The organism is Massilia cellulosiltytica, assembly GCF_047325105.1.
Lineage (GTDB): Bacteria > Pseudomonadota > Gammaproteobacteria > Burkholderiales > Burkholderiaceae_D > Telluria > Telluria orientalis.
Window position 1 is genome coordinate 4,803,224 of record NZ_CP168562.1, and the last position, 21,951, is coordinate 4,825,174.

The following is a 21,951-nucleotide window of genomic DNA, read 5'->3' on the forward strand; positions in this document are numbered from 1 at the left end:
CGCAGTTCGTAACATCCTGAAACAAACCGCAATCATGGCATAAATGGCTACGTTGTAAAATCGCCACAGCAACCGGCTGTTAGGTGCGCTAGCGCACTGACCCGAAAAATGGCCGACTTGTAAGCTTGACATCAACATCACTGCAAGCCATGCGATGTCAAGTACCTTTACAACTTATGGGAGTTACCTGTGAATAATACGAAGAAGATCGCTCTGGCCGCCGCCATCCTGTGCTCCGCCGGAACGGCCCTGGCTCAGGACACCACTGAGGTCATCAATCCGTCGTGGTACATCGCCCCGACGATCGTCGGCATCAAGCCCGACCATGATTTCGGGACGTCGAAGAAGGACTGGGGCGGCGGGCTGAAGTTCGGCAAGGCCGTCCATCCTCTGTGGGACATCCAGATCGGCGCCACCCAGGCGCGCGTCGACGATAACAATGTCAACTACCGCCAGACCCTCGTCGGCGTCGATGCCCTGCTGATGCTGTCGCGTAAGACGTTCCGCCCGTACCTCCTGATCGGCGTCGGCGGCGAACGCGACCACGTGAGCAATCCGATCCGTAACGTGTCCGGCTGGTCGCCGTACTACCAGGCCGGCGTAGGCTTCCAGGTCAGCATGAACGAGCAGTGGTCCCTGCAGGCCGACGTGCGCGACGTGCGTTCCCACCTGCGCGACGACGACGAGTTCGGCTTCTCGCGCGCGAACACCAAGTACGCGACGTTCAGCCTGAACTACGCCTTCAACCCGCCGCCGCGCCCGGCTCCGGCTCCGGCACCGGCGCCTGCCCCGGCTCCGGTCGTCGAGGCACCGGCCCCGGCACCGGCCGCTCCGCCGCCGCCGCCGCCGGCACGTTTCGAGAAGGTGACCCTGTCGGCCAGCGAACTGTTCGCCTTCGACAGCGCCACCCTCTCGTCGCCGCAGCCGAAGCTGGACGACATCGCCGCCGCGCTGCAGGCCGACCCGTCGATCACCGACGTGGACATCAACGGCTACACCGACCGCCTGGGCTCGACCAAGTACAACCAGAAGCTGTCGGAGCGCCGCGCCAACGCCGTGCGCGAGTACCTGATCGCCAAGGGCGTCGACGCCAACCGCCTGAAGGCCTACGGCAAGGGCGAGCAGAACCCGGTCGTGACCGACTGCCACCAGAAGAAACGTTCGGAGCTGATCGCCTGCCTGGCACCGAACCGCCGCGTGGAAGTGGAGCCGATCACCATCGAGCGCCGCGTGCAATAACGCGACAACGCGGGGCCCCGTCCCCGCCTAGCGCTGGGCGTAGGCCCCTGAACGCGCCTTCGGGCGCGTTCGTCTTTTTGGAGGTTACCTGATGGCAGTACAAAACTGGATCCCCTTCTCCCGCCAGGTCGTCCATGTGATGCGCTGCGCCGTGACCGAATGGCTGGGCCACCGCGCATCGAGCAAAGGCGCCGCCCTCGCGTTCTACACGCTGTTCTCGCTGGCTCCCATCCTCGTGCTCGTCATCGCGATCGCCGGCTTCTTCTACGGCACCGACGCCGCGCAAGGCCAGCTGCTGGACGAGCTGCGCGGCCTCGTCGGCACCCAGGGCGCGGAAACCATCCAGGCGATCCTGGCCGGTGCCCGCAACAAGGAAAGCGGCAAGCTGGCCACGATCATCGCGACGGTGCTGCTGCTGATCGGTGCGACGAGTGCGTTCGCGGAACTCAAGGACAGCCTGGATGAAATCTGGGACGTCCCGCCGCCGAAGGACGCCACCTGGTGGGACACCATCCGCACCCGCCTGCTGTCGTTCGGCCTGATCCTGACCCTGGGCCTGCTGCTGATGTTCACGCTGGTCGTGTCCGCCGCATTGTCCGTGCTGGAGAAATACCTGGGCGGCATGTGGCATTCCGCGACGATCATCCTGGGCTGGGTGGCTTGGGCCTTCAGCTTCCTCGTCATCGCCGTGATGTTCGGCGCGATCTACAAGCTGCTGCCGCGCGTAAAACTGTCGTGGCACGACGTGACCATCGGCGCCCTCGGCACCGCGATCATGTTCACCGTGGGGAAGTTCGCGATCGGCCTGTACATCGGCAACAGCGGCACGACGAGCAGCTTCGGCGCGGCCGGTTCGCTGATCGCGCTGCTGCTATGGGTGTATTACTCGGCGCAGATCTTTTTCCTGGGCGCGGAATTTGCCCGCCAGTACGCGCTGCAGATGGGCAGCCTGAAGGACAAGCACGTCCCAGGTGCGCCGCCGCCGGAAGCGCGCCCGTCGCCAGTGCACTGAACCACCGCGGCGCCGTTGCCCCTACGGGACGGCGCCGTCATTCGCCGAGCAGTTCGGCGATGACTTCCATCCCTTCCACGCGTTCGGCCACGACCTTGATCACGACGACGACGGGCACGCCGAGCAGCAATCCCCACATGCCCCACAGCCAGCCCCAGAACAGCAGGCTGACGAACACGGCCGCCGGGTTCATCTTGGCGATCTTGCCCGTCATCCAGGTCGTGACCACCATGCCGACGAGCGTCGCGATCCCCAGCGATGCGCCGGCCACGAGGATCACCATCTGCAGCGATTCGAACTGCAGGAAGGCGACGAGGCCCGTGGCCGACGTGATCAACAGCGGGCCGAAGTAAGGCATGATGTGCGCGACCCCGGCGAAGATCGCCCACGCGCCCGCGTTTTCCAGGCCGATGAGGCGCAGCGTCACCCACATCAGCAGCGCCAGCAGCACGTTCGTGACGAGCAGCATGAACATATAGTTCTGGATGGACGTGTTGATGTCTTCGAGGATGTGCACCGTCACTTTTTTCTGCGTCAGCGACGGCCCCGTCAGCTTGACGAGCTTGCGCTTGAACGTGTCCCCGGCCAGCAGCAGGAAGAACACGAGGAACACCACCATCGTGGCTTGCGAGATGAAACTGGCCAGGCCGACGGAACCGGCCAGCAGCCAGTCCATGATGCGGAAATTGCTGCCGCCGGGCGTCTGGGCGACGGCCGGTGCCGCTGTACGCCGCGGCGGCGCCGACCGCTTCGTACCGCCCGCGTTGGCGGCGGCCTGTTCGAGTTCGGCCGCGGCGGCCTGGACCTGCTGGATCGTCGACGGCCCGCCCGACCCATCCGTGAGGATGCGCGTGACCTTGTGCGTCAAGGTCGGGAGTTCGTCGACGATGTTGAGGAACTCGCCCTGCACCCGGTGCATCGTGAGCGCCATGCCGACGAGGATCAGGCCCGTGACGAGCGTCGCGCCGATCGCGCGCCGGATGTGCCAGCGCTCGAGCCAGCGCACGACGGGACTCAGCGTGTAGGCGATGAAAATGCCGAGCAACAGCGGCACGAAGAAATTCTTGGCCCACTGCAGGCCGAAGACGAACGCGACGGTGGCGATCACGCCGAGCGTGAGACCGCGCGCCTGGACATGAATGGGCAGGCGCAGGTTGCCGTGCGCAGCGCCGAGCTCTTCGCCCGTCGGTGCTCCATCGGTGTTGACGAGGCCGGCTTCACGCGCCGCCTGTTCGACATCCGCTGGCGCCGCGGCAACCGGCGTGACTGGGTTGGATGCCTCGGATGTTGCGGAGCCGGATTGGGCGAGCTGCATGATACCTGCCTGAAAAAAAACAGCCGGTCCCGGGCATCCGCCGGCAGTCTCCTGCCAAGACGGATGCCGCGCGGCGCGGCAATCGAAACGACTGTCGGGCCGGCCCGCGCACGAGCCGCCCGGTCAGCTTATTTTACGCGGATGTCGTTCTTGACCGACGACACACCTTTCACGCCGCGTGCGACGTCGGCGGCCTTCTGCGCATCCTGCGGCTGGGCCACGAAGCCCGACAGCTGCACGTCACCCTTGTAGGTCTCGACATTGATCTCGGTTGCCTTCAGGGTCGGCTCGTTGAAGATCGCAGCCTTCACTTTTGCGGTGATGGCAGCATCGTCGATGTACTCGCCGGTGCTTTCCTTGGTCGGGCTCGACGAGCAGCCGACGACGGTGAAGGCGACAGCGGCGGTGAAGATGGCGGTGGCGATGCGTTTGGTTGCGTTCATGGTGAACTCCTTGTTAGTGGTGGTACTGGGTTGTGCTCTTGATGAGCGGGGTGCGGCTGCGAGCCGCTTATAGGTCGTTTCAAAACGGAGATGGCGTCGTTGCCGCTCCTTGCCGTGCCCGTTTTGAAAGGACCTCTTTCATTTGCCGAACTCGGCCTTCGCAGCCGAGACGCATTGATCCTTGGCGGCGCCGGCGAACGCATCGCATTTCTCCATGGCGACGCGGTACGCGGCGGACAGCTTGTCCTCGCGCGCTTCATTGCGCGCTTCGATCGTTTTCTGGTCGGCCTTCGCGTCGGCCTGCGCGGCGACGAGACGGGCCTTGGCCTGTTCCTGGCACACGTCCTTGTCGTTGCCCGTCAGCCCGGCGCAGCGTGCCTTGTCGAGGTCATAGTTGGCGGAGGCAATGCGCATCCGTGCCCGCGTATAGGCCTTCAGCGTGTCTTCGTACTTGGCGCGCGCTTCTTCCTCCATGCGCACGCGCGCGGCCTTCGCTTCGAGCACGCAGACGTCCTTCGGATTGCCCGTGATGGCATCGCAGCGGGCGCGTGCGTTCTTGTACTCGGCCGCCGCCGTGTCGCGTGCCTGCTGGTAAGCCAGCTTAGCTTCCGGCGTCGCCGCGCGGGCATGGCCTGCCGCCCACAACAGGGCGGCCGCCAGCAACAGGATCATGTGTGGTGTGCGCATTCTTGTTCTCCTTTTGACACTCTTTTTTTTCAATCGATGTTGACGTTTTACTCTGCCGTAAGGACGACTTCTGTTCGCTGACGAACACACAAAAAAAGATGATGAAAAAGCATCGGATGAGCACCCGCAGGTGAGTGCGTCATCGCACAGACCCCATACGCATGACTGCGTAATCTGGTCCCACATCTTTGCCAGGAGAACAAGTCATGAAAGCTACTCGTACCCTTGCCGCCCTCGTCGCGGCCAGTGCGCTCCTCGGTGGCTGCGCCAGCCAGTCGTCCCAGCCCAGCTACGCCAACAACGGCTACAACAATGGCTACGCCAACGGCTACGACAACACGGCTTCGACGGGCTACGGCACGATCGAATCGATCCAGGTGACCAACGGTGAAGGCCGGACGAGCGGTGCCGGCGCGATCGTCGGCGGCCTCGTCGGTGCCCTGGCCGGCAACCAGGTCGGCAGCGGGGGCGGCCGCACGGCGGCAACCGTGGCCGGCGGCGTGGCGGGCGCAGCGATCGGTAACCGTGTGGAAGCGAACCGCGAGGGAGCAGGACAACAGCAGTACGCAGTCAATATCCGTCTAGACAATGGCGAATACCGCACCATCGTCCAGGACAATGTGTATGACCTGCGCGTGGGCAACCGCGTGCGCATCGTCGACGGCCGCGTCTATCGCTATTGAGCGGCGCGCCGCGTGCACTTTGAAGCCGGCTCTGCCGGCTTTTTTAATGGGAAGGATGCGGCGAAGCCATAAAAAGACGGCGTCCAATCGAAGATTGCGACGCCGCTCAAGCCCCACCATATTCGTGAAAGCGCGATCCGGTGGCGAATCGCGCCGCGTTGTCCTTAGTATGCCACTTGCTGCGCGCGTTTGCGCTGCAAGTACCAACCGAGCGCGCCCAGGATGGCGGCCACGCCCAGTGCCGGCTTGCCGAGATTGCGCTTGCGGATGAAACCCAGCACGGTCAGCGCATACGGGGCCAGGACCGAGATGCTCGTGCCGGTCGGCTTGAGCAGTGCATCGGCGCGGGTGCGCAGCACCCAGGTCGCGTGGTCGAGCACCGAATGAAAGATCACTTCGGGGCGCGCCTCGTGCTTGATCTGGGCACGCGCGTGGGCGACGCCGCTGCGGTAGAACTCGCCGTCGCGCAACAACGCCCGCTTGCGCTCTTCAAGGGAGCCATGCGTGTGATGGCCGATCGTCTTTTCCATAGCTCGTTCCTCCGGTTACAACAGCATGTCGCGGTCGTTGCGCAATTCCTTCATGGTCTCGGGGAACGCCAGCTTGCCCTGCTTGAGCAGCGAGAGTCCCTTCATCACGAGGATCAGGGTGATCACGGCGAACACGACGAACATGACGAGCAGGATCTTCCAGCCCATTTCTTCCCAGGCCAGCGCCACGATCGTCGCGGTGCCGTAGGCCAGCGCGAACCACGTGGCGAGGGCGGCCATCGCGAAGATAACCACGAGTTCGATCACGTGATTGCGCACTTCAGACAGCTCAAGCGCGGCAAGTTCCACGCGCGACACCACGAGCCCGAACAGGTTCTTGGCCAGGCCCGTGATACCACCCATGAGGCCGGGGCTATGCACGACGGTTTCATTGTTATCCATGGCTGCCCCCGACCCGAATTATTTGCGGCCCAGAATGACACCCAGCAGCAGGCCGACGCCGGCCGCCACGGCCACGGTGCGCCATGGGTTGTCCTTCACGTAGACATCGGTTGCGCGCGCCAGTTCCTTGCTCTTGACGAGGGCTTGATCCTGGTACTTGCCGGCCTTGCCCAGCGCCTGGTCGAGCAGTTCCATGCCGCGCTCGCGGAGCTCATCGGCCTTGTTGCCGGTGAGGGAAGCGGCGGCGCTCAGCAGCGATTGGGCGTCCTTGACGAGCGCTTTCACGTCGCCGGAAGCATTGTTCGCTGCGCCGTTGAGTTGGGTGGCGTTGGCGTTGGCGCGGATGGACTCTAACATGGTGTACTCCTTGTTGTTGGTAGTGGTGGGTAAAGGTTCAGGCCAGCAGGTCACGCATGTCGTCCGCGTGCTCTTCCTCGGTGGCCAGGATCTCGGTCAGCATGATCGCGGTGGTCGGATCCTTGTCGCCGATGGCCTGGATCATCTGGCGGTAGGATTCGATCGCCACGCGCTCGGCGATCAGGTCGGCGCGGATCATGGCTTGCACGTCTTCCGAATCGTCGTACTCGGCATGGCTGCGCTGGGTCAGCGTGGCCGGGTTGAAGTTCGGCGAACCGTTCAGCTGGACGATGCGCTCGGCGATGCGGTCGGCGTGGTCCTGCTCCTGCTGCGCATGCTCGAGGAACTCGGCCTTGATGTGGCCCGTGTTCGGGCCGCTGACCGTGTAGTAGTGGCGCTTGTAGCGCAGCACGCACAGCAGTTCCGTCGCCAGTGCGGCGTTGAGCATGCCGATGACGGCTTCGCGGTCGGCCGCGTAGCCCTCGGTGACGGCGCCGTCTTCGAGATTCGCGGCCGCGCGGCGGATTTCCGCGATGTCGAAGCCGTGCGCCAGGTTGGATGCGTTCTGTTCCATGAATCTTCCTCTTTCAGTGGGGTCTTAAATATCAGCGCTGTGCCGCTCGCGGCGGGATCGGTGCGCCGGCGTTCGACAGCACGATTTCCACGCGGCGGTTCAGCTGGCGGTTCGCGGCCGTGTCGTTCGACGCGACCGGGAATGCCTCGCCATAGCCGCGCATGCCGATGCGTTCGCGCGGCACGCCGAGGCCGACGAGGGCCTGGGCCACGGACGCCGCGCGGCGCTCGGACAGGTCCTTGTTATGGGCCGCGGTGCCCGTGCTGTCGGTAAATCCTTCGACCATGACCGTGCGGTCGGGGTTCTGCGTCATGATCTCGGCCAGTTTTTTCACGGTTGCCATGCCGTTCGCGTTCAGTTCCGCGCGGTCGGTGGCAAACAGCACGTCGCCGATCGTGACGACCATGCCGCGCTCCGTCTTCTGCGCATGCAGTTCGACGAGCAGCGCTTCCAGGCGCGCTGCGCGGTCGGCCTGCTGGGCGGCCTGCTGCTGGGCAGCGGCGGCCTGGGCCTGCGCGTCCTGGGCCTGCGCCTGGGCGGCGGCGGCCTGGGCCTGGGCGGCGGCCGCGTCGCGCTTGGCGCGGTCGGCTTCGGCGGTGCGGGCTTCCAGCTGGACGCGGTCGCGTTCGCGGGCCGCATTCGCGACCTCGGCCTCGGCGGACTTCGTCTTCGCGACTTCCTGGGCGGTGGCGATCTTCTGCTTGGCGATGTAGGCCAGGCGGTCGATCGTGTCCAGGCTCTCGCGCTGCGCGGCGGCCTGGTTGGCGCGGTCGAGCGCTTCGCCGGCCTGCTTGAATTCCATTTGCGCGTACGTCGCGACCTGCGGATTGTTGTTCGCCGCGACAAAGTCGGCGCGCGCCTCGTCCAGGGTCGGCGTGGTGGTCGGGACAGTGCTGCAGCCGGCCAGGGCGATCGTGCCGGCAACGACGAGGGCCTTCAGGAAATTCATTGTCATGATGCTTCCTTTCTGCGGTTCTTGTTATTGGGCTTTACTGCTGCTGGTCGGAATTGGCGCGGTCGACTTCCTGGCGCAGCACGCGCAGGTCCTCGTTGAGGGCGTCGGCGGCGGCCGTGGCCTTGGCCGAGTTGGCCTTGCTCTGCGCCAGCTTGGCGTCGGCCTGGGCCTGGATCGCGAGTTCGCGCGCCGTCTTGTAATCCTTGGCGGCGAGGGCCTGGTTGGCGCGCATCATCTTGTCGCGCGCAGCCGAGATCTCCGTCGGCGCCAGCTCGGGCGCGCCCGCCGACACGGCGTTTTCGACGGCATTGTGCGAAACCGCGACGGCAGCCGTGGCCGGGGTCTTTTCCGGGCTGGCACAGGCAGCCAGCGAAAGCACCACGGCGGCTGCGCCGACCCGCATCAGCAGGTTCTTCGATTTCGTATCCATCTTGCGGCTCCTGATTGTGATTGTGTTGGTAACGTTATAACCCTCACGCCCGACGAGATCGGTTCGCTGGCGCACATAGACACGCCCTCGGGCCGCCCGCGGCCGGGCTACGGTGCGGCACCGCACATTGACACAAAGACCTTTACGTTAATCTGCGATCAACCCATCCCACCAGAAGGAAGGCCATGACAACCCAGCCTACCCAACAGCCCAGGCGGGGCGCGCGCATGTCGCGTCCGGTGAAGATCACGCTCGGCATCGTCGGCGTGCTGGTGGCGATTCCCGTCATCGCCATCATCATCGTCCTCACGTTCGACTGGAACCGCGCCAAACCCTGGCTCAACGACAAGGTCAGCGACGCGATCGACCGTCCGTTCGCCATCCGCGGCAATCTCGCCGTGCATTGGGAGCAGCCGTCGAAAAGCATACCGAAAGCGCAGCGCACGTGGCGCGACTACATCCCGTGGCCGCATTTGTACGCGGACGACGTCCACGTGGGCAACCCGGAAGGCCTGCCCCAGCGCGACATGGCCAGCGTGCGCCAGTTCTCGTTCTCGCTCGATCCATTCGCGCTGCTGGGCCACCGCATCCACGTGCCCGTGCTGCGCTTCGACGGCCCGCAGGCCGAGCTGCTGCGCATCGACGCCACGCACTACAACTGGGTCTACAAGCGCGAGGAAAAGAAATCGAAGTGGACGCTCGACCTCGAACGAGTCGTGCTGAACAAGGGCACGGTGCACGTGATCGACGCCGTGACCAAGGCCGACGTCACGGCCGACATCGACACGATCGCGAACGACCCGACCTATGGCATCGCCTTCAAGCTGCGCGGCGAGTACAACGGCGCGCCCGTGGGCGGCGGCGGCAAGACGGGTTCCGTGCTGTCGCTGCGCGACCAGGACGAGCCGTTCCCCGTCCAGGCCGACGTGCACTCGGCCAATACGCGCGTCGCCGTCGAAGGGACGGTCACCCGCCCCGCCCACCTCGCGGGCATCGATGTGAAGCTGACGCTGGCGGCGCCGTCGATGGCGCGGCTGTATCCGTTCACGGGCGTGCTGCTGCCCGAGACGCCGGCGTTCTCGACCGACGGCCACCTGACGGGCGAACTGGGCGAGAACAAGAGCCGCTGGGTGTACGACAAGTTCAAGGGCAAGGTGGGCCAGTCCGACATCGCGGGCCGCCTCGAATTCGCGACAGGCAAGCCGCGCAACAAGCTCACCGGCAACGTCGTGTCGCACCAGCTGCGCTTTGCCGACCTCGGCCCGCTGATCGGCGCCGATTCCAACGCGAGCAAGCGCGCGCGGGGCGTCGAGGCCGTGCAGCCGGAGAACAAGGCCCTGCCCGTCGAGAAATTCCATACGGAGCGCTGGAAGGTCTTGGACGCCGACGTGCGCTTCACTGCCGACCGCATCGTCAAGGACAAGGACCTGCCGATCAGCAAGCTGCAAAGCCATGTCGTGATGAACAATGGCGTGCTGACACTGGAGCCGTTGAATTTCGTGATGGCCGGCGGCAACGTCAACTCGAACATCAAGCTCGACGGCAGCAACGCCAACAGCCCGATCAAGGCGACGGCCGATATCAAGGCGCGCGACATCCATATCAAGGAATTGTTCCCGCAAATCGAAAAGATGCAGGCGACCGTGGGCTCGATCTATGGCGAAGCGAAGCTCACCGCGACGGGCGATTCCGTCGGCGCGATGCTGGCCGCTGCGAACGGCGAAGTGAAAGGTCTCGTCAGCCAGGGCGTCGTCAGCAAGCTGCTGCTCGAGGAGGCCGGCCTGAACGTCGGCAACATCATCATCACGAAACTGTTCGGCGACAAGGAGGTCAAGCTGAACTGCCTCGCCGCCGACCTCGGCGTGAAGGATGGCGTGGCGCAGACCCGCACCTTCGTGCTCGACACGGACGAAGCCATCGTCGACATCAATGGCTGGGTGAACATGTCGACCGAGCAGATGGACCTGCGCATCAAGCCGGAGACCAAGGGCCTGCGCCTGTTCACGTTGCGCACGCCGTTCTACGTACGCGGCACGTTCAAGAATCCGGACCTGTCGCTCGACAAGAAAGTGTTGGCGCTGAAAGGCGGCGCGGCGGCCGCGCTGGCCATCGTCGCGGCACCGGCCGCCGCCCTGCTCCCGTTGATCAACACGGGGCCGGGCAAGGACAGCCCGTGCAACGCGCTGCTGGCCCGGGCGGGTGCGAAGCCTGTTGCGCCGCCGCCCGGAAAGAGCGCCAAGCGTTGAGTTCGACATGACACAGTGTTATTTGTCGTACAGACCGCTATGCGAACGACATGTATGCTGGAGTCATGGTAAGGCCGGCGCCGTTCCCGAACAGCAGGCCGGCATCGCGAGGAAGCGCAGAAGGCATGAAACGATTCAGTACAGGCAGGACCCCGGCAGCACTATCGACATCGGCACTGCTGGCGGCTCTGGCCCTGTACGGGATCACGGGATGCGCGACGAACAGCCCGAAGGCTGTCGTAGGGCAAACCGATGACGCCGGCATTACGGCCGGCGTGAAGGCCGCCCTCCTCGGCGATGCCAGCCTGAAGGCAAACCAGATCGACGTCGACACGGACCTGGGGGTCGTCAAGCTGAGCGGATTCGTGAGCTCCGCGGACGACGTGGCGGCGGCCGCCGCGGCCGCGCGCACCGTGAGGGGCGTCAGATCGGTCAGGAATGAGCTGCGCCTGAAGTGAGTATGCAACCCACCTTAAGGAGATCAACATGAAGACCATCAAGCACATCATCGCGACCGCAACGCTGGCAACCGTGGCCCTGGGCCTGACCGGCTGCGCCGGCATGTCGAAGCAGGATCGTAACACTGCCATCGGCGCCGGCGCCGGCGCCGTGGTCGGCGGCGCACTGACGGGCGGCAGCGCAGTCGGTACCGTCGGTGGCGCAGCTGTCGGCGGCGTGATCGGCAACCAGGTGAAGACCACGCACTGATCGCGTCGGCACCAGGCAGAAAATGCCCCGCTTGCCGGGGCATTTTCTTTTTGAATCGACGACGGTCAGACCAGCACCGGCGCACCGACACCGGCACCCGCTTCGCGCACGATCTCGTAGCAGGTGCAGGCAGCGGCGGCGAGACGTTCCGGATCGAGGATCTCGATATTGCCGCGGCTGTAGTTGATGAGCCCCTGCTGCTGCAACGCGCTGGCGGCCTTGGTGACGCCCACACGGCGCACGCCCAGCGCATGGGCGAGGAATTCGTGAGTCAGGTGGAATTTATCGGACTGCAGGCGATCGCGCGTGACGAGCAGCGAGCGCGCGAGACGCGCCTCCAGCACGTGGTAGCGGCTGCACACCGCGATCTGGATGGCCTGGGCCAGCAGCGCATCCGTGTAGCGGTACAGCACGCGCTGCAGGGCCGGGTTGCGGGCAAATTCGATGCGCAGGCGGCCGGCGTCGATGCGGCTGGCGCTGCCGGCACGCTGCACGACGGCGCGCACCTGCGTCGTGTCGTGGCCGAGCGCGACGGTGGCGCCCAGCATGCCCTCGCGGCCCACGAGGCCCACCTCGAGCGTCATGCGGCCTTCGGCCACGGCCATCAGCGAGATCAGGCAATCGTGCGGAAAATAGATGTGACGGATGATGTCGCCCGGCTCGCACAACACGGCCCCGACGTCCACCTTGACCTGCTCGAGCGCCGGCAGCATCCGTGCCATCTCCTGCGGCGGGAGCGCGGCCAGCAGCAGGTTGGCATTGTGCTCGGCAAGCACAGGTGGAGCGGCTGAATTCATCGGACCCTCGCGGTTGGACTTCATCGGTTCACACGTTTGGGAGATTGGCTATTTACACTGCCCGGAAACATTTACTGACAACTTACAGTCAGCGTACCGGCCGCGCCAGGGCAAGTATGTACGGTGACGCACGGAACGGGGTGTTGTTGCCAGGGACAATGGAAACGTACCGGACTCGAGGCTCGCGCCACGCCCTCGTCCCCACCGACACCGGAAAGGAAAGCCATGGACACGCACCCCACCCCGCCCGCCCGGGCAAAGCAACACCCGCTGCTGATCGCCGCCGCAATCGCGGTCATCCTGTTCTGCGCCATCGGCACGGCGGCCATCATGGGCTGGCTGCCGTCGTCGACCGGCCACAACCGCGGCCAGTTGAGCGACGCCGACCGCGCGGCCCTGTCGGCCGGCCTGCAACAGCCGGGCCAGCCGGGCACCTTGGCCCCGGCCACGGTACCCGCCGCACCGCTGGCGAGCCAGCCGCAAACCGCCTACCCGGTGCAGACGCCGGTGCAGCCCGCCTACCCCGCTCCGGCCGGCGCGCAATCCTATGCCGCACCGGACACCGCCTACGGCTACGGCGGCAGCCGGGGATCGACGAGCGCCGATGCCGACTACGCGCCCGCCCCGGCCCCGGCGCCGCAATACGCTCCGGTCGAGCGCGCCCCGGCGCCGAAGGTCACGCATCAATCGACTAAGCTGGCATCCAACGACACCGGCAGCAACTGGTGCAACAACTGCGGCAACATCGAGTCGATCCGCCAGATCAAGACACGCGCCCAGGGCAGCGGCGTCGGTGCGGCGGGTGGCGCCATCCTCGGCGGCTTGCTGGGCAACCAGGTCGGCAGCGGTCACGGCCGGCAGCTGGCGACGGTCGCCGGCGCGGTCGGCGGCGCCGTCGTGGGCAACCAGGTGGAAGGCAACATGAAGGCCGACGTCAGCTACGAGATCCGTGTCCGCCTCGACGACGGCACGCTGCGCACGTTCCACCAGCACAGCGCCCCGCCGTGGCGCACGGGCGACCGCGTGCGCATCGTGAAAGGATCGCTGCGTTCGGCGTGAGGGAACCCGCATCGACGGTCGACCGGGGCTTCGGCCCCGGTTTTGTTTTGTCCAGCCGCGTGCTATGTTGGAGACGGGTGCGCGGCGTGTGCACCTTGCACGATCGCTCACTAAGTTTTCTTTTTCGCAATGTGCGTTGGCGCACGGATGAGTTTGCCTCCGCACAGCAGTATCGGCTTCGTACGGCAGAGCTCACTCAAGCGAAAGGACGCGACATGAACAGTCTGGCATGGATCGGCATCATTCTCTGGGGACTTCTTTTGACGGGCTTCGGCCTCGCCAGCGCGGAGCCGGCACCGCAGGCGACGACGGCCGAGCTGGCGGCGCAGGACGTCTTTTTCCTGATCACGGGCGGCCTCCTGACCTGCCTGATCGGTTTTCTCGGCCTGATGGGCTTCATGGGCTGGATTCCCGGCTTGCACAAGGAACAAAAAAGCGCGACGTAATGTACGGCATCGTACGGAATGCCAAGCTTGTTAGTTCGATACTGGATTCACGGCACAGCAACGCCGGTCAACCATGAGGACACTATCATGCTCTACACAATTGCCGTCATTCTCATCATTCTGTGGCTGCTCGGTCTGGTAACTTCCTATACCGTCGGCGGTTTCATCCACATCCTGCTGGTCGTCGCCGTCATCATGATCCTGGTGCGCCTGATCAGTGGTCGAGGCATATAGCGGTATCATAGCGGCACGCGGCGTCGTGCCGGACCGCAGTGACCTGCGGACCTGACCGATCCGTTTCGCGGTCGTGCCCACTGCTGCGGGTGCGACTACGAAACGGATATTTTTTTGAAGGAGACCCATTATGAAAACAACCCTGATCCGTTCCACCCTGTGCGCCACCGCCTTCGCCGTGGCCGCCACCGGCTGCGCCGACATGAGCCAGACCCAGCGCGGCACTGCGACCGGGGCCGGCGTCGGCGCCGGCCTCGGCGCGATTCTCGGCGCCGCGACGGGCGGCGGCGGTTCCGGCCGGGCCACCCGCGGCGCGGTGCTGGGCGCGGCGGCGGGCGCCGTCGTCGGCAACGTCTGGTCGCGCCACATGGAACAACAGCGCCAGCAGATGGAACAGGCCACGCGCGGTACCGGCGTGCAGGTGTCGCAGACCTCCGACAACCGCCTGAAACTCGAGATCCCGAGCGACGTCTCGTTCGACACGAACCGCTCCGACATCAAGCCGAACTTCCGCCCGATCCTCGACCGCTTCGCCCAGACGCTGAACGAGAATCCGGCCACCAACGTGACCATCATCGGCCACACGGACAACACGGGCGGCGACCAGATCAACCAGCCGCTGTCGCTGGACCGCGCCGCCCACACGCGCGACTACCTGACGGCGCGCGGCATCAATCCGGCCCGCATCACGGTGGAAGGCCGCGCCGCCCGCGAACCGATCGCCAACAACGACGATCCGGCCGGCCGCGCGCGCAACCGCCGCGTCGAGATCTTCGTCAGCGAACCGGCCCAGGGTTGACCGCACGGGCGCGCGCGCCCGTCCATGACGCGCACGGTGTATCCTCGGGCAAGGCCAACCACAGGAGATGCCATGACCCGCGACACCGTGCGCATCGTCCGCGAGGAGATCCTCTCGGACCACTATCTGCCCCTCAAGAACGTCACCTATGCCCAGCGTCGCCGGGACGGCGAGCTGCAGGTCCAGTCGCGCGAAGTCTACGACTGCGCGGACGGCGCGGCCGTGCTGCTGTACAACCGCGCCCACCGGTCGGTGGTGCTGACGCGCCAGTTCCGCCTCGGCGCCCGCCTGGCGGGCCACGACGGCTACCTGCTCGAAGCGGCGGCCGGCATGCTGGACGGCGCCGCTCCCGCCGAACGCGCCATCGCCGAAGCGCGCGAAGAGACCGGCTACGACATCGACCACGTCCAGAGCGCGCTGCAGCTGTACGTCAGCCCCGGATCGACGACGGAACGCATCCACCTGTTCGTCGCGGAGTATGATCGCGCGCGGCGCTGCGACGCCGGCGGCGGCAATCCCGAGGAAGGCGAGGACATCGAGATCGTGGAACTGGATTTCGACGACGCCCTCGCGATGGTCGAGACCGGCGACATCGTCGATGCCAAGACCGTCCTGCTGCTCATGTACCTGGAGCGCAAGGTGCTGGGACGGCATGGCGAAGCGTCGTGATGCCGCCCAATATTTAAAAGGAAGAAATAACGATGAACAAATCCATTGCATCCGCGCTCGTGCTGGCGTGTGCCTGCGCCGCGCTCCCGGCTGGCGCCCAGACGCTGAAACCGGGCTTGTGGTCGCTGTCGAACACGATGACGTCGAGCGACCCGCAAATATCGCAAGCGATGTCCGCCGTGCAACAGCACATGGCCAACATGTCGCCCGAGCAGCGCCAGCAGATGCAGACGATGATGCAGCAGAACGGCGTGCAGCTCGACGTCGGCGCGAACGGCGCCCTGCAGACCAAGCTGTGCATGACGCGCGAGATGGCCGAGCGCAAGGAATTTCCGGTCCAGCAGGGCGATTGCAGGCAGTCGTTCACGCAGCAATCGGCGACGCGCGGCCACATCGCGTTCACCTGCACGAAACCGAAGGTGAGCGGCGAAGGCGACCTGGTCGCCGACAACGACACGAGCTACCGCGCCCGCATGAAGATCCGGAGCGAAGAACAGGGGCGCAACCAGACCGTGGACATGGATGTCACCGGCAAGTGGCTGTCGGCCGATTGCGGCACCATCCGCCCCATCCCCATCCCGCGAGCAAAGTAGTCGCGATCGACCCCAACGGCATTTCCGAGCCAGGCCGCGCGCCTGGCTTTTTTTCGTCAGACCATTCCTCCAATTCGGGGTCAGACCCCATTCTTTTGCAAATTCGGGGTCAGAGCACATTCCGGATCAATGTTCCAGCGCAAAGCTGGCCTCGGCGGCCGTCTACGCGCCACCATCCCTATCCGCAAGACTGCCTCTGCCAGCGCACGCGCGGGTCATCAGCTTGCGTGCGAGACTTACTCTACGGACCTTGCTCCAAAAAGTGCTCTGACCCCGAATTTCACGAAAAAAGTGCTCTGACCCCGAATTTTCAGGTGGTTTCCGTGAAGGCAAGGTAGAGCTCGCGCGCCTGCTTCGCGATCGGGCCGGCCGGCAGTTCGCGCGCTTCGTAGCGCGTGCACGGCGCGACCTTGCCGTAGTTGCCGGTGTTGAAGATTTCGCGCGCCGTGTCCAGCTCTTCCGGCTTGACGGTGCGCTCGACGACTTTCACGCCGGCCTCGCCCAGCAGTCCGATCACGCGGGCGCGGGTAATGCCGGCCAGGAAGGTGCCGTTCAGCGCAGGCGTCACGACGTCGCCGTCGGCCGTGACGAGGAACAGGTTCGACGTCGCGAACTCGGCCACGTTGCCGGCCGCGTCCAGCAGGACGGCGTTGTCGAAGCCGCGTGCCTTCGCTTCGCGCAGCGCGCGCGCCGTGTTGGCGTACAGCGCGGACGCCTTCGCATCCGTCGGCGCCATCGTCGGCTCGGGACGGCGCAGCGCCGACAAACAGGCCGAGAAGCCGGAGAACGGCGGCAGCGGCGCGTCGAACAGGGTCAGCGCGAACGCGGCCGCTTCCGGCGTCGGGATCAGGAAACCTTCGGAGGCGAACACGAGCGGACGGATGTACAGCTCGGCGTCGGCCGGAAAGCGCGCGACGCCTTCGCGCACGAGCGCCTCCATCTCGTCGACGTTCAGTGGGCACTCCAGGCCCAATTTCTCCGCCGATGCGATCACGCGCTCCAGGTGCGGACGCAGGTCCGGCAGATGGCCGCGCAGCGCCCGCGCGCCGTCGAAGACGGACGAACCCAGCCAGACGCTGTGGTCCATGGCACCGAACAACGGCGTATTCCCTTCGGCCCATTGGCCGTTATAGTAAGTCAGATACATGCTGCTCCCCAGTGATGACATCAAGCATCAAGTGTAACGCAGCCCCGCCTGCTCGGTTCGTCACCGTACAGTGGCCGCCGCGTATCCACGCATACACTGACCTTTCCAAGCCGCGAATATTCCCATGCTCTCGATCCTCGAACACATCGACCCGGACAGCGACCGCATCGACCTGCTGGTCGACCTGGTCGACCGGTTGCGCCCACGCCGCGCCAGCGACCACGACTACGCGCGCGCCCAGGTGCGCACCTTGGCCCAGCTGCTGAAGGGGCATCCCGGCCAGGCCTGGGCGCTGCGCCGCTACCTGACCCGGCTGCTCGAAACGCGCCGCCACACGAGCCTGTATTCCGACGTCGGCATCCTGTCGAACGACGGCTTCTTCACGGAGCTGAAAAAACGCATCGCCTACCGCATCCTGCCGCCCGCGCTGGACGATCTGTACCTGTCCGACACGCTCGACCGCGTGCTGTGCCGCGAAGACGATTACCAGTGGATCCGCGCCGTGCCGAACGCCGATTGGCTCGAGCTGTTCGACGTGGTCGCGAACGCCGCGCCGCCGGATGGCGCAGAGCAAGAATCCGCCGAGTCCTCGCGCGCGCGCAGGATCGTGCTGGCGGGCCTGCTGGACGCCATCCGGACCCTGTCGTGCCGCGTCTGCGCATTGGGCCTGGAGCCGCGCCTGATCCACGCGCACATGGAAATCGAGGAAGTCGATTCGCCCTTCCTCATGCAGAACATCGAGGCGAACAAATACCTCGACGACTATGGCCGCCTGATGTGCGGCGAGGTCGACACGATGGAAGACGCGCGCCACCTGCTCGTCATGCTCGACCAATGCGAGGCGGTCGTGCTGAAGATCCGCAGCAAGGCCCTCGCCTCCGGCACGAGCGTCGCGCTGACCTATCTGCTCGTCGCGCTGACGCAGAGTATCGACCGCCTGAGAAAGCTGCTGTTCCTCGTCGACACGAGCGGAGAACTGCCGTCCGCGCCCACGGTGGACGTGGAAACGCTCGCGAACGAGGCGACGCCGCCGACCGAGCCGCCGACGAGCCTCCGGCGCGCGGCGGCCGTCGACCTCGCCCAGGAACTCGCGGAAGCGCACAACACGAAGTACGAGGTGCGCGGCCTGCTGCGCGACAACATCGACCTGCTGGCGCGCAACGTGACGGAAAACGCGAGCCGCACGGGCGAGCACTACATCGCCGAACGGCGCGCGGACCTGCGCGGCATGTTCGCGTCGTCGGCCGGGGCCGGCATCATCATCGCCTTCATGGCGCTCATCAAGATCCTGATCTCGTACCAGCACCGCGCCCCGCTGATCGAAGCCCTGCTCTACAGCCTCAACTACGCGGCCGGCTTCATGCTCGTGCACGTGCTGCATTTCACCATCGCGACCAAGCAGCCGGCGATGACGGCCGCGCGCATCGCCGCCGCCCTGCACGACACGGCGCAGAGAGGGTCGAGCAGGCGCCAGGTCGACGTCGACAGCATGGCGGCCCTCGTGAACAAGGTGTTCCGTACGCAGATCGTCGCGGTGCTGGGCAACCTCGCAACCGTGATTCCGGTCGCGTGGGCCATCGCCCTCGCCTGGTACTGGATCTTCGGCACGCACCTCGTGAATGCCGTCAAGGCCGAGCACCTGATCGCGGACAGCCACCCATGGCATTCGCTCGCGCTGCTGCATGCGGCGATCGCGGGCGTGTGGCTGTTCGTGTCGGGGCTCGTGTCCGGCTACTACGACAACAAGGCCATGTACACGCGCATGGGCCTGCGTGTGCAGCAACTGCGCTGGCTGCGCCGGCTGCTCGGCGAGGAACGGCGCGCCCGCTTCGCCCGCTATGTCGAGGACAACCTGGGCGGCCTGATGGGCAACTTCGTGTTCGGCGTGCTGATGGGGATCACGGGCACCGTCGGCTACCTGCTCGGCCTGCCGCTCGACGTGCGCCACGTGACGTTTTCGTCCGCCAACTTCGCCATCGGCTTCGTCGGGCTCGGCGAGCAGCTCGATCCGGAAACGATCGCCATCACGTTCCTCGGCATCGCCCTCATCGGCATGGTGAACCTGCTGGTGAGCTTCGGCCTCGCGCTGTGGGTGGCGCTGCGGGCGCGCAAGGTGCGCTTCCGCCACGGTTTTCGCCTGCTGCGCGCACTGGGCCGCCGCCTGCGGGCGGCGCCGCTCGACTTCTTCATCGGACCGCGCGACCTCGACGAGGCCGTGGTTGCCAACCCGAGAGGTTTCAAATGAAATTCCGACAGCGCTTTGCACGTTACTGTTCCCCATTCGCCTGGCTGCTGGCCCTGTGCCTCAGTTGCGGCGTCGTCGCGTGCAAGTCGCTGCCGGATGTCGAACCGGAAGCGCCCGCGAAGGCCGTGCCCACGATCGCGACGACCAAGGGCACCCTGGCGCCGAAGCAGGCGTCCGCCCTTGCCGCGCGGCGCTGGGCGAATGCGAGCGGCAACCTGAAGGCGCTGGCGGCGCTGGAAGAACAGGCGACGGGCGTGCCCCTCATCGCCGGCAACAAGGTCATGCTGCTGTTCGACGGCCCCGCGACGATGCGAGAAATGATGGCCGCGGCGCGCGTCGCCACCAGTTCCATCAATCTCGAAACCTATATCTTCGACCAGGACCAGGTCGGGATCGAATTCGCCGACCTCCTGATCGAGAAGCAGCGCCAGGGCGTGGCCGTGAACGTGATGGTCGACGCCGTCGGCGCACTCGCGACGCCGGCCGCCTTTTTCGACCGCATGCGCCAGGCCGGCATCCGCGTGCTGGTCTTCAATCCGGTCAACCCGGCCAAGGCGCGCGGCAAGTGGGAGCTGAACAACCGCAACCACCGCAAGCTGATGGTCGTCGATGGCAAGGTCGCGTTCACGGGCGGCATCAACATCAGCAGCACGTATGCGAACAGCTCGCTGTTCCGCTCGCGCCAGAAACCGGACCAGGTCGACGGCGACAAGGTCGGCTGGCGCGACACCCACGTCAAGATCGAAGGCCCGGCCGTCGCGCCGCTGCAGTGGTCGTTCGTGAACCTGTGGGTGCAGCAGGAAGGCGGCGAGCTGCCGCAGGCCGAGTATTTCCCGACGCTGACGCCCGTCGGCGACAAGATCGTCCGCGTGCTCGCGTCCGACCCCGACCACGAATCGGACATCTACAAGGCGCTCGTGGTCGCGATCAGCGAGGCGAAGAAATCGATCCACATCACGTCGGCGTATTTCGTGCCGGACCAGCAGATCGTCGACGCGCTCATCGCCGCGGCGAAACGCGGCGTGGACGTGCGGCTCGTGCTGCCGGGCGTGTCGGACCACAGCCTGATCCGCTACGCCGGCCAGGGCTTCTACGACCCGTTGCTGGCCGGTGGCGTGCGCATCTTCGAGCTGCAAATCGCGGTGCTGCACGCCAAGACGGCCGTGATCGACGGCGCCTGGTCGACGATCGGCTCCGCCAACATCGACCGGCGCAGCTTCATCCACAACTACGAACTGAACGTGGTCGTCATCGACCCGGCGTTCGGTGCGGCGATGGAAAGCGCGTTCAACGAGGATTTGAGGGACTCGAAGGAAGTCCTGCTTTCGCGCTGGCGGCACCGGCCGTGGTCCGACCGGCTCAAGGAATGGATGGCGCGGCTGGGCGAGTACTGGATCTGATGAACCGTCGTCCCCGCGAAGGCGGGGACCCATACTGAGATTGCGAAGCCGGGCCTTGGAAATACAATGGACTTTTCCAACAAGCCGGCTTCTGTAAGTCAGCATGGATTCCCGCCTGCGCGGGAATGACAGCGAATTAAATTCCAGCCGCCATCATCCCATCCGGCACTTCCGTCCAGACGTTCCCGCTGCGCATGAACTTCTCCGTGTTCAGCAGCTGGAACTGGTTGTGCACGCTGTCCCAGCCATAGCGATCGACTTCGATACGCTGGGGCTCGATGCGGATCACGTTGAACGAGTTCACTTCGCCCCGCCCGCGCGTGGAGGTCGCCGTGCCGGCCTGCACGACGAGCGCGGCGTACTCGCTGATCTTGTAGCGCGCCTGCGTGTTGCCCGCATGGCTCATGTGCAGGTGGCCCGCCATCAACAGGTCGATGCCCAGTTCCGCGAACACGTCCATCGCCATGTGCGCGCGGTCGACGAGGTCATCCTCTTCGGCGCCCTTCGGCAGGTCGAACGGGTGGTGCGTGACGACGACGCGCGTGACCTCCTTCGGCAGTCCGGACAGGGTCGCGCGGATCTTTTCCACCTGTTCCTTGTTGACGCGGCCGTCCTTGAACGTGAGCGAACGCGCCGTGTTCACGCCCAGCACCGCGATCTCGTCGTCGATGTAGACGGGGTCGAGGTCGTCCGTGATGTAGCGCTTGTAGCGGTCGAGCGGCAGCAGGAACCGGCGGAACACGTTGTACAGCGAAATGTCGTGGTTGCCCGGCACGATGATCTGCGGGCCCGGCAACGTATCGAGCCAGGCCTTCGCTTCCTCGAACTGCTCGCTCTTGGCGCGCTGCGTCAGGTCGCCGGAAACGACGACGACGTCCGGCGCCAGCTTGTGGACCAGTTCGCGCAGCGGGTCGAGCAGCATGGCGTCGACGCGGCCGAAGTGCAGGTCGGACAGGTGGACGAGTGAGCGCATGGGGTTCC

General features: G+C 65.5%; 26 protein-coding genes. 14 read left to right on the forward strand and 12 right to left on the reverse strand.

All coding sequences use genetic code 11. The annotated features are described in order from the left end of the window. Window positions 1–189: 189 nt before the first annotated feature. Together ACEN9H_RS20920 and ACEN9H_RS20925 are read left to right on the forward strand one after the other, a co-directional pair. On the forward strand, window positions 190–1,239 hold the full coding sequence (locus ACEN9H_RS20920) for an OmpA family protein (RefSeq protein ID WP_056127499.1): 1,050 nt from the start codon (window positions 190–192) through the stop codon (window positions 1,237–1,239). 91 nt (window positions 1,240–1,330) lie between these two features. Then, window positions 1,331–2,251, forward strand: a complete 921-nt coding sequence (locus ACEN9H_RS20925) for a YihY/virulence factor BrkB family protein (RefSeq protein ID WP_371769996.1) — start codon at window positions 1,331–1,333, stop codon at window positions 2,249–2,251. A gap of 37 nt (window positions 2,252–2,288) precedes the next feature. Here ACEN9H_RS20925 and ACEN9H_RS20930 read toward each other — a convergent pair whose 3' ends face one another. From ACEN9H_RS20930 to ACEN9H_RS20940, 3 genes are all read right to left on the reverse strand, one after another. Further along, window positions 2,289–3,566, reverse strand: a complete 1,278-nt coding sequence (locus ACEN9H_RS20930) for an AI-2E family transporter (protein ID WP_413671944.1) — start codon at window positions 3,564–3,566, stop codon at window positions 2,289–2,291. Between the two features lie 128 nt (window positions 3,567–3,694). Beyond that, window positions 3,695–4,009 (reverse strand): BON domain-containing protein, encoded by a 315-nt coding sequence (locus ACEN9H_RS20935; RefSeq protein ID WP_056127494.1) that lies wholly within the window; start codon window positions 4,007–4,009, stop codon window positions 3,695–3,697. A gap of 138 nt (window positions 4,010–4,147) precedes the next feature. Then, window positions 4,148–4,696 carry a hypothetical protein gene (locus ACEN9H_RS20940; protein ID WP_056127489.1) on the reverse strand — a complete coding sequence of 183 codons (549 nt, stop codon included), beginning with the start codon at window positions 4,694–4,696 and terminating at the stop codon, window positions 4,148–4,150. A 206-nt stretch (window positions 4,697–4,902) separates the two neighbouring features. Between ACEN9H_RS20940 and ACEN9H_RS20945 the strand changes: the two genes are divergently transcribed. Beyond that, window positions 4,903–5,379, forward strand: a complete 477-nt coding sequence (locus ACEN9H_RS20945) for a glycine zipper 2TM domain-containing protein (protein ID WP_056127486.1) — start codon at window positions 4,903–4,905, stop codon at window positions 5,377–5,379. A gap of 164 nt (window positions 5,380–5,543) precedes the next feature. Here ACEN9H_RS20945 and ACEN9H_RS20950 read toward each other — a convergent pair whose 3' ends face one another. Genes ACEN9H_RS20950 through ACEN9H_RS20975 form a run of 6 tightly spaced genes read right to left on the reverse strand, consistent with a single transcriptional unit; the run spans window position 5,544 to window position 8,627 of the window. After that, window positions 5,544–5,909 carry a hypothetical protein gene (locus ACEN9H_RS20950; protein ID WP_371769999.1) on the reverse strand — a complete coding sequence of 122 codons (366 nt, stop codon included), beginning with the start codon at window positions 5,907–5,909 and terminating at the stop codon, window positions 5,544–5,546. Window positions 5,910–5,924: 15 nt separating this feature from the next. Further along, window positions 5,925–6,311: a phage holin family protein gene (locus ACEN9H_RS20955; RefSeq protein ID WP_056127481.1), complete on the reverse strand. Its 387-nt coding sequence runs from the start codon at window positions 6,309–6,311 to the stop codon at window positions 5,925–5,927. Between the two features lie 18 nt (window positions 6,312–6,329). Further along, window positions 6,330–6,668, reverse strand: a complete 339-nt coding sequence (locus ACEN9H_RS20960; protein WP_082577703.1) for a DUF883 family protein — start codon at window positions 6,666–6,668, stop codon at window positions 6,330–6,332. A gap of 37 nt (window positions 6,669–6,705) precedes the next feature. Continuing rightward, window positions 6,706–7,242: a ferritin-like domain-containing protein gene (locus tag ACEN9H_RS20965; RefSeq protein WP_056127476.1), complete on the reverse strand. Its 537-nt coding sequence runs from the start codon at window positions 7,240–7,242 to the stop codon at window positions 6,706–6,708. 31 nt (window positions 7,243–7,273) lie between these two features. Next, complete coding sequence (locus tag ACEN9H_RS20970) at window positions 7,274–8,191, reverse strand: OmpA family protein (RefSeq protein WP_371762989.1); 918 nt, start codon at window positions 8,189–8,191, stop codon at window positions 7,274–7,276. Between the two features lie 40 nt (window positions 8,192–8,231). Next, the gene (locus ACEN9H_RS20975; RefSeq protein WP_056127468.1) at window positions 8,232–8,627 is read right to left on the reverse strand and encodes a DUF4398 domain-containing protein; all 396 of its coding nucleotides are present in this window, start codon (window positions 8,625–8,627) and stop codon (window positions 8,232–8,234) included. A 185-nt stretch (window positions 8,628–8,812) separates the two neighbouring features. Here ACEN9H_RS20975 and ACEN9H_RS20980 point away from each other — a divergent pair, with 185 nt between their 5' ends. The 3 genes from ACEN9H_RS20980 to ACEN9H_RS20990 all read left to right on the forward strand — a co-directional run bounded on the left by ACEN9H_RS20980 (window position 8,813) and on the right by ACEN9H_RS20990 (window position 11,581). Next, on the forward strand, window positions 8,813–10,873 hold the full coding sequence (locus ACEN9H_RS20980) for an AsmA family protein (RefSeq protein WP_413671945.1): 2,061 nt from the start codon (window positions 8,813–8,815) through the stop codon (window positions 10,871–10,873). 125 nt (window positions 10,874–10,998) lie between these two features. Beyond that, window positions 10,999–11,331, forward strand: a complete 333-nt coding sequence (locus tag ACEN9H_RS20985) for a BON domain-containing protein (RefSeq protein ID WP_056127461.1) — start codon at window positions 10,999–11,001, stop codon at window positions 11,329–11,331. A 28-nt stretch (window positions 11,332–11,359) separates the two neighbouring features. Next, window positions 11,360–11,581, forward strand: coding sequence for a glycine zipper 2TM domain-containing protein (locus tag ACEN9H_RS20990; protein ID WP_036237051.1), 222 nt, complete (start codon window positions 11,360–11,362; stop codon window positions 11,579–11,581). Window positions 11,582–11,646: 65 nt separating this feature from the next. Here ACEN9H_RS20990 and ACEN9H_RS20995 read toward each other — a convergent pair whose 3' ends face one another. Then, window positions 11,647–12,378, reverse strand: coding sequence for a Crp/Fnr family transcriptional regulator (locus ACEN9H_RS20995; RefSeq protein ID WP_056128388.1), 732 nt, complete (start codon window positions 12,376–12,378; stop codon window positions 11,647–11,649). A gap of 225 nt (window positions 12,379–12,603) precedes the next feature. Between ACEN9H_RS20995 and ACEN9H_RS21000 the strand changes: the two genes are divergently transcribed. The 6 genes from ACEN9H_RS21000 to ACEN9H_RS21025 all read left to right on the forward strand — a co-directional run bounded on the left by ACEN9H_RS21000 (window position 12,604) and on the right by ACEN9H_RS21025 (window position 16,178). Next, window positions 12,604–13,437 carry a glycine zipper 2TM domain-containing protein gene (locus ACEN9H_RS21000; RefSeq protein WP_413671946.1) on the forward strand — a complete coding sequence of 278 codons (834 nt, stop codon included), beginning with the start codon at window positions 12,604–12,606 and terminating at the stop codon, window positions 13,435–13,437. Between the two features lie 215 nt (window positions 13,438–13,652). After that, window positions 13,653–13,883, forward strand: coding sequence for a hypothetical protein (locus ACEN9H_RS21005; protein WP_056127455.1), 231 nt, complete (start codon window positions 13,653–13,655; stop codon window positions 13,881–13,883). An 87-nt stretch (window positions 13,884–13,970) separates the two neighbouring features. Then, a complete protein-coding gene (locus ACEN9H_RS21010) occupies window positions 13,971–14,117 on the forward strand; it encodes a lmo0937 family membrane protein (protein ID WP_105378160.1) in 147 nt (48 codons plus the stop codon). A gap of 130 nt (window positions 14,118–14,247) precedes the next feature. Beyond that, window positions 14,248–14,916: an OmpA family protein gene (locus tag ACEN9H_RS21015; RefSeq protein WP_200949080.1), complete on the forward strand. Its 669-nt coding sequence runs from the start codon at window positions 14,248–14,250 to the stop codon at window positions 14,914–14,916. Between the two features lie 72 nt (window positions 14,917–14,988). Next, window positions 14,989–15,585 (forward strand): NUDIX domain-containing protein, encoded by a 597-nt coding sequence (locus ACEN9H_RS21020; RefSeq protein WP_413671947.1) that lies wholly within the window; start codon window positions 14,989–14,991, stop codon window positions 15,583–15,585. A 32-nt stretch (window positions 15,586–15,617) separates the two neighbouring features. After that, window positions 15,618–16,178, forward strand: coding sequence for a DUF3617 domain-containing protein (locus tag ACEN9H_RS21025; protein ID WP_371770005.1), 561 nt, complete (start codon window positions 15,618–15,620; stop codon window positions 16,176–16,178). A 310-nt stretch (window positions 16,179–16,488) separates the two neighbouring features. On the opposite strand, the gene ACEN9H_RS21030 is transcribed toward ACEN9H_RS21025, so the two are convergent. Then, complete coding sequence (locus ACEN9H_RS21030) at window positions 16,489–17,325, reverse strand: branched-chain amino acid aminotransferase (RefSeq protein WP_371770006.1); 837 nt, start codon at window positions 17,323–17,325, stop codon at window positions 16,489–16,491. A 124-nt stretch (window positions 17,326–17,449) separates the two neighbouring features. Between ACEN9H_RS21030 and ACEN9H_RS21035 the strand changes: the two genes are divergently transcribed. Together ACEN9H_RS21035 and cls are read left to right on the forward strand one after the other, a co-directional pair. Beyond that, a complete protein-coding gene (locus tag ACEN9H_RS21035; RefSeq protein WP_413671948.1) occupies window positions 17,450–19,570 on the forward strand; it encodes a site-specific recombinase in 2,121 nt (706 codons plus the stop codon). Further along, complete coding sequence (cls, locus tag ACEN9H_RS21040; protein ID WP_413671949.1) at window positions 19,567–20,970, forward strand: cardiolipin synthase; 1,404 nt, start codon at window positions 19,567–19,569, stop codon at window positions 20,968–20,970. Before ACEN9H_RS21035 ends, cls begins: the two co-directional genes overlap by 4 nt. Before the next feature lie 136 nt (window positions 20,971–21,106). Here cls and ACEN9H_RS21045 read toward each other — a convergent pair whose 3' ends face one another. Next, window positions 21,107–21,943 (reverse strand): metallophosphoesterase family protein, encoded by an 837-nt coding sequence (locus tag ACEN9H_RS21045; RefSeq protein ID WP_056127435.1) that lies wholly within the window; start codon window positions 21,941–21,943, stop codon window positions 21,107–21,109. Window positions 21,944–21,951: the final 8 nt, after the last annotated feature.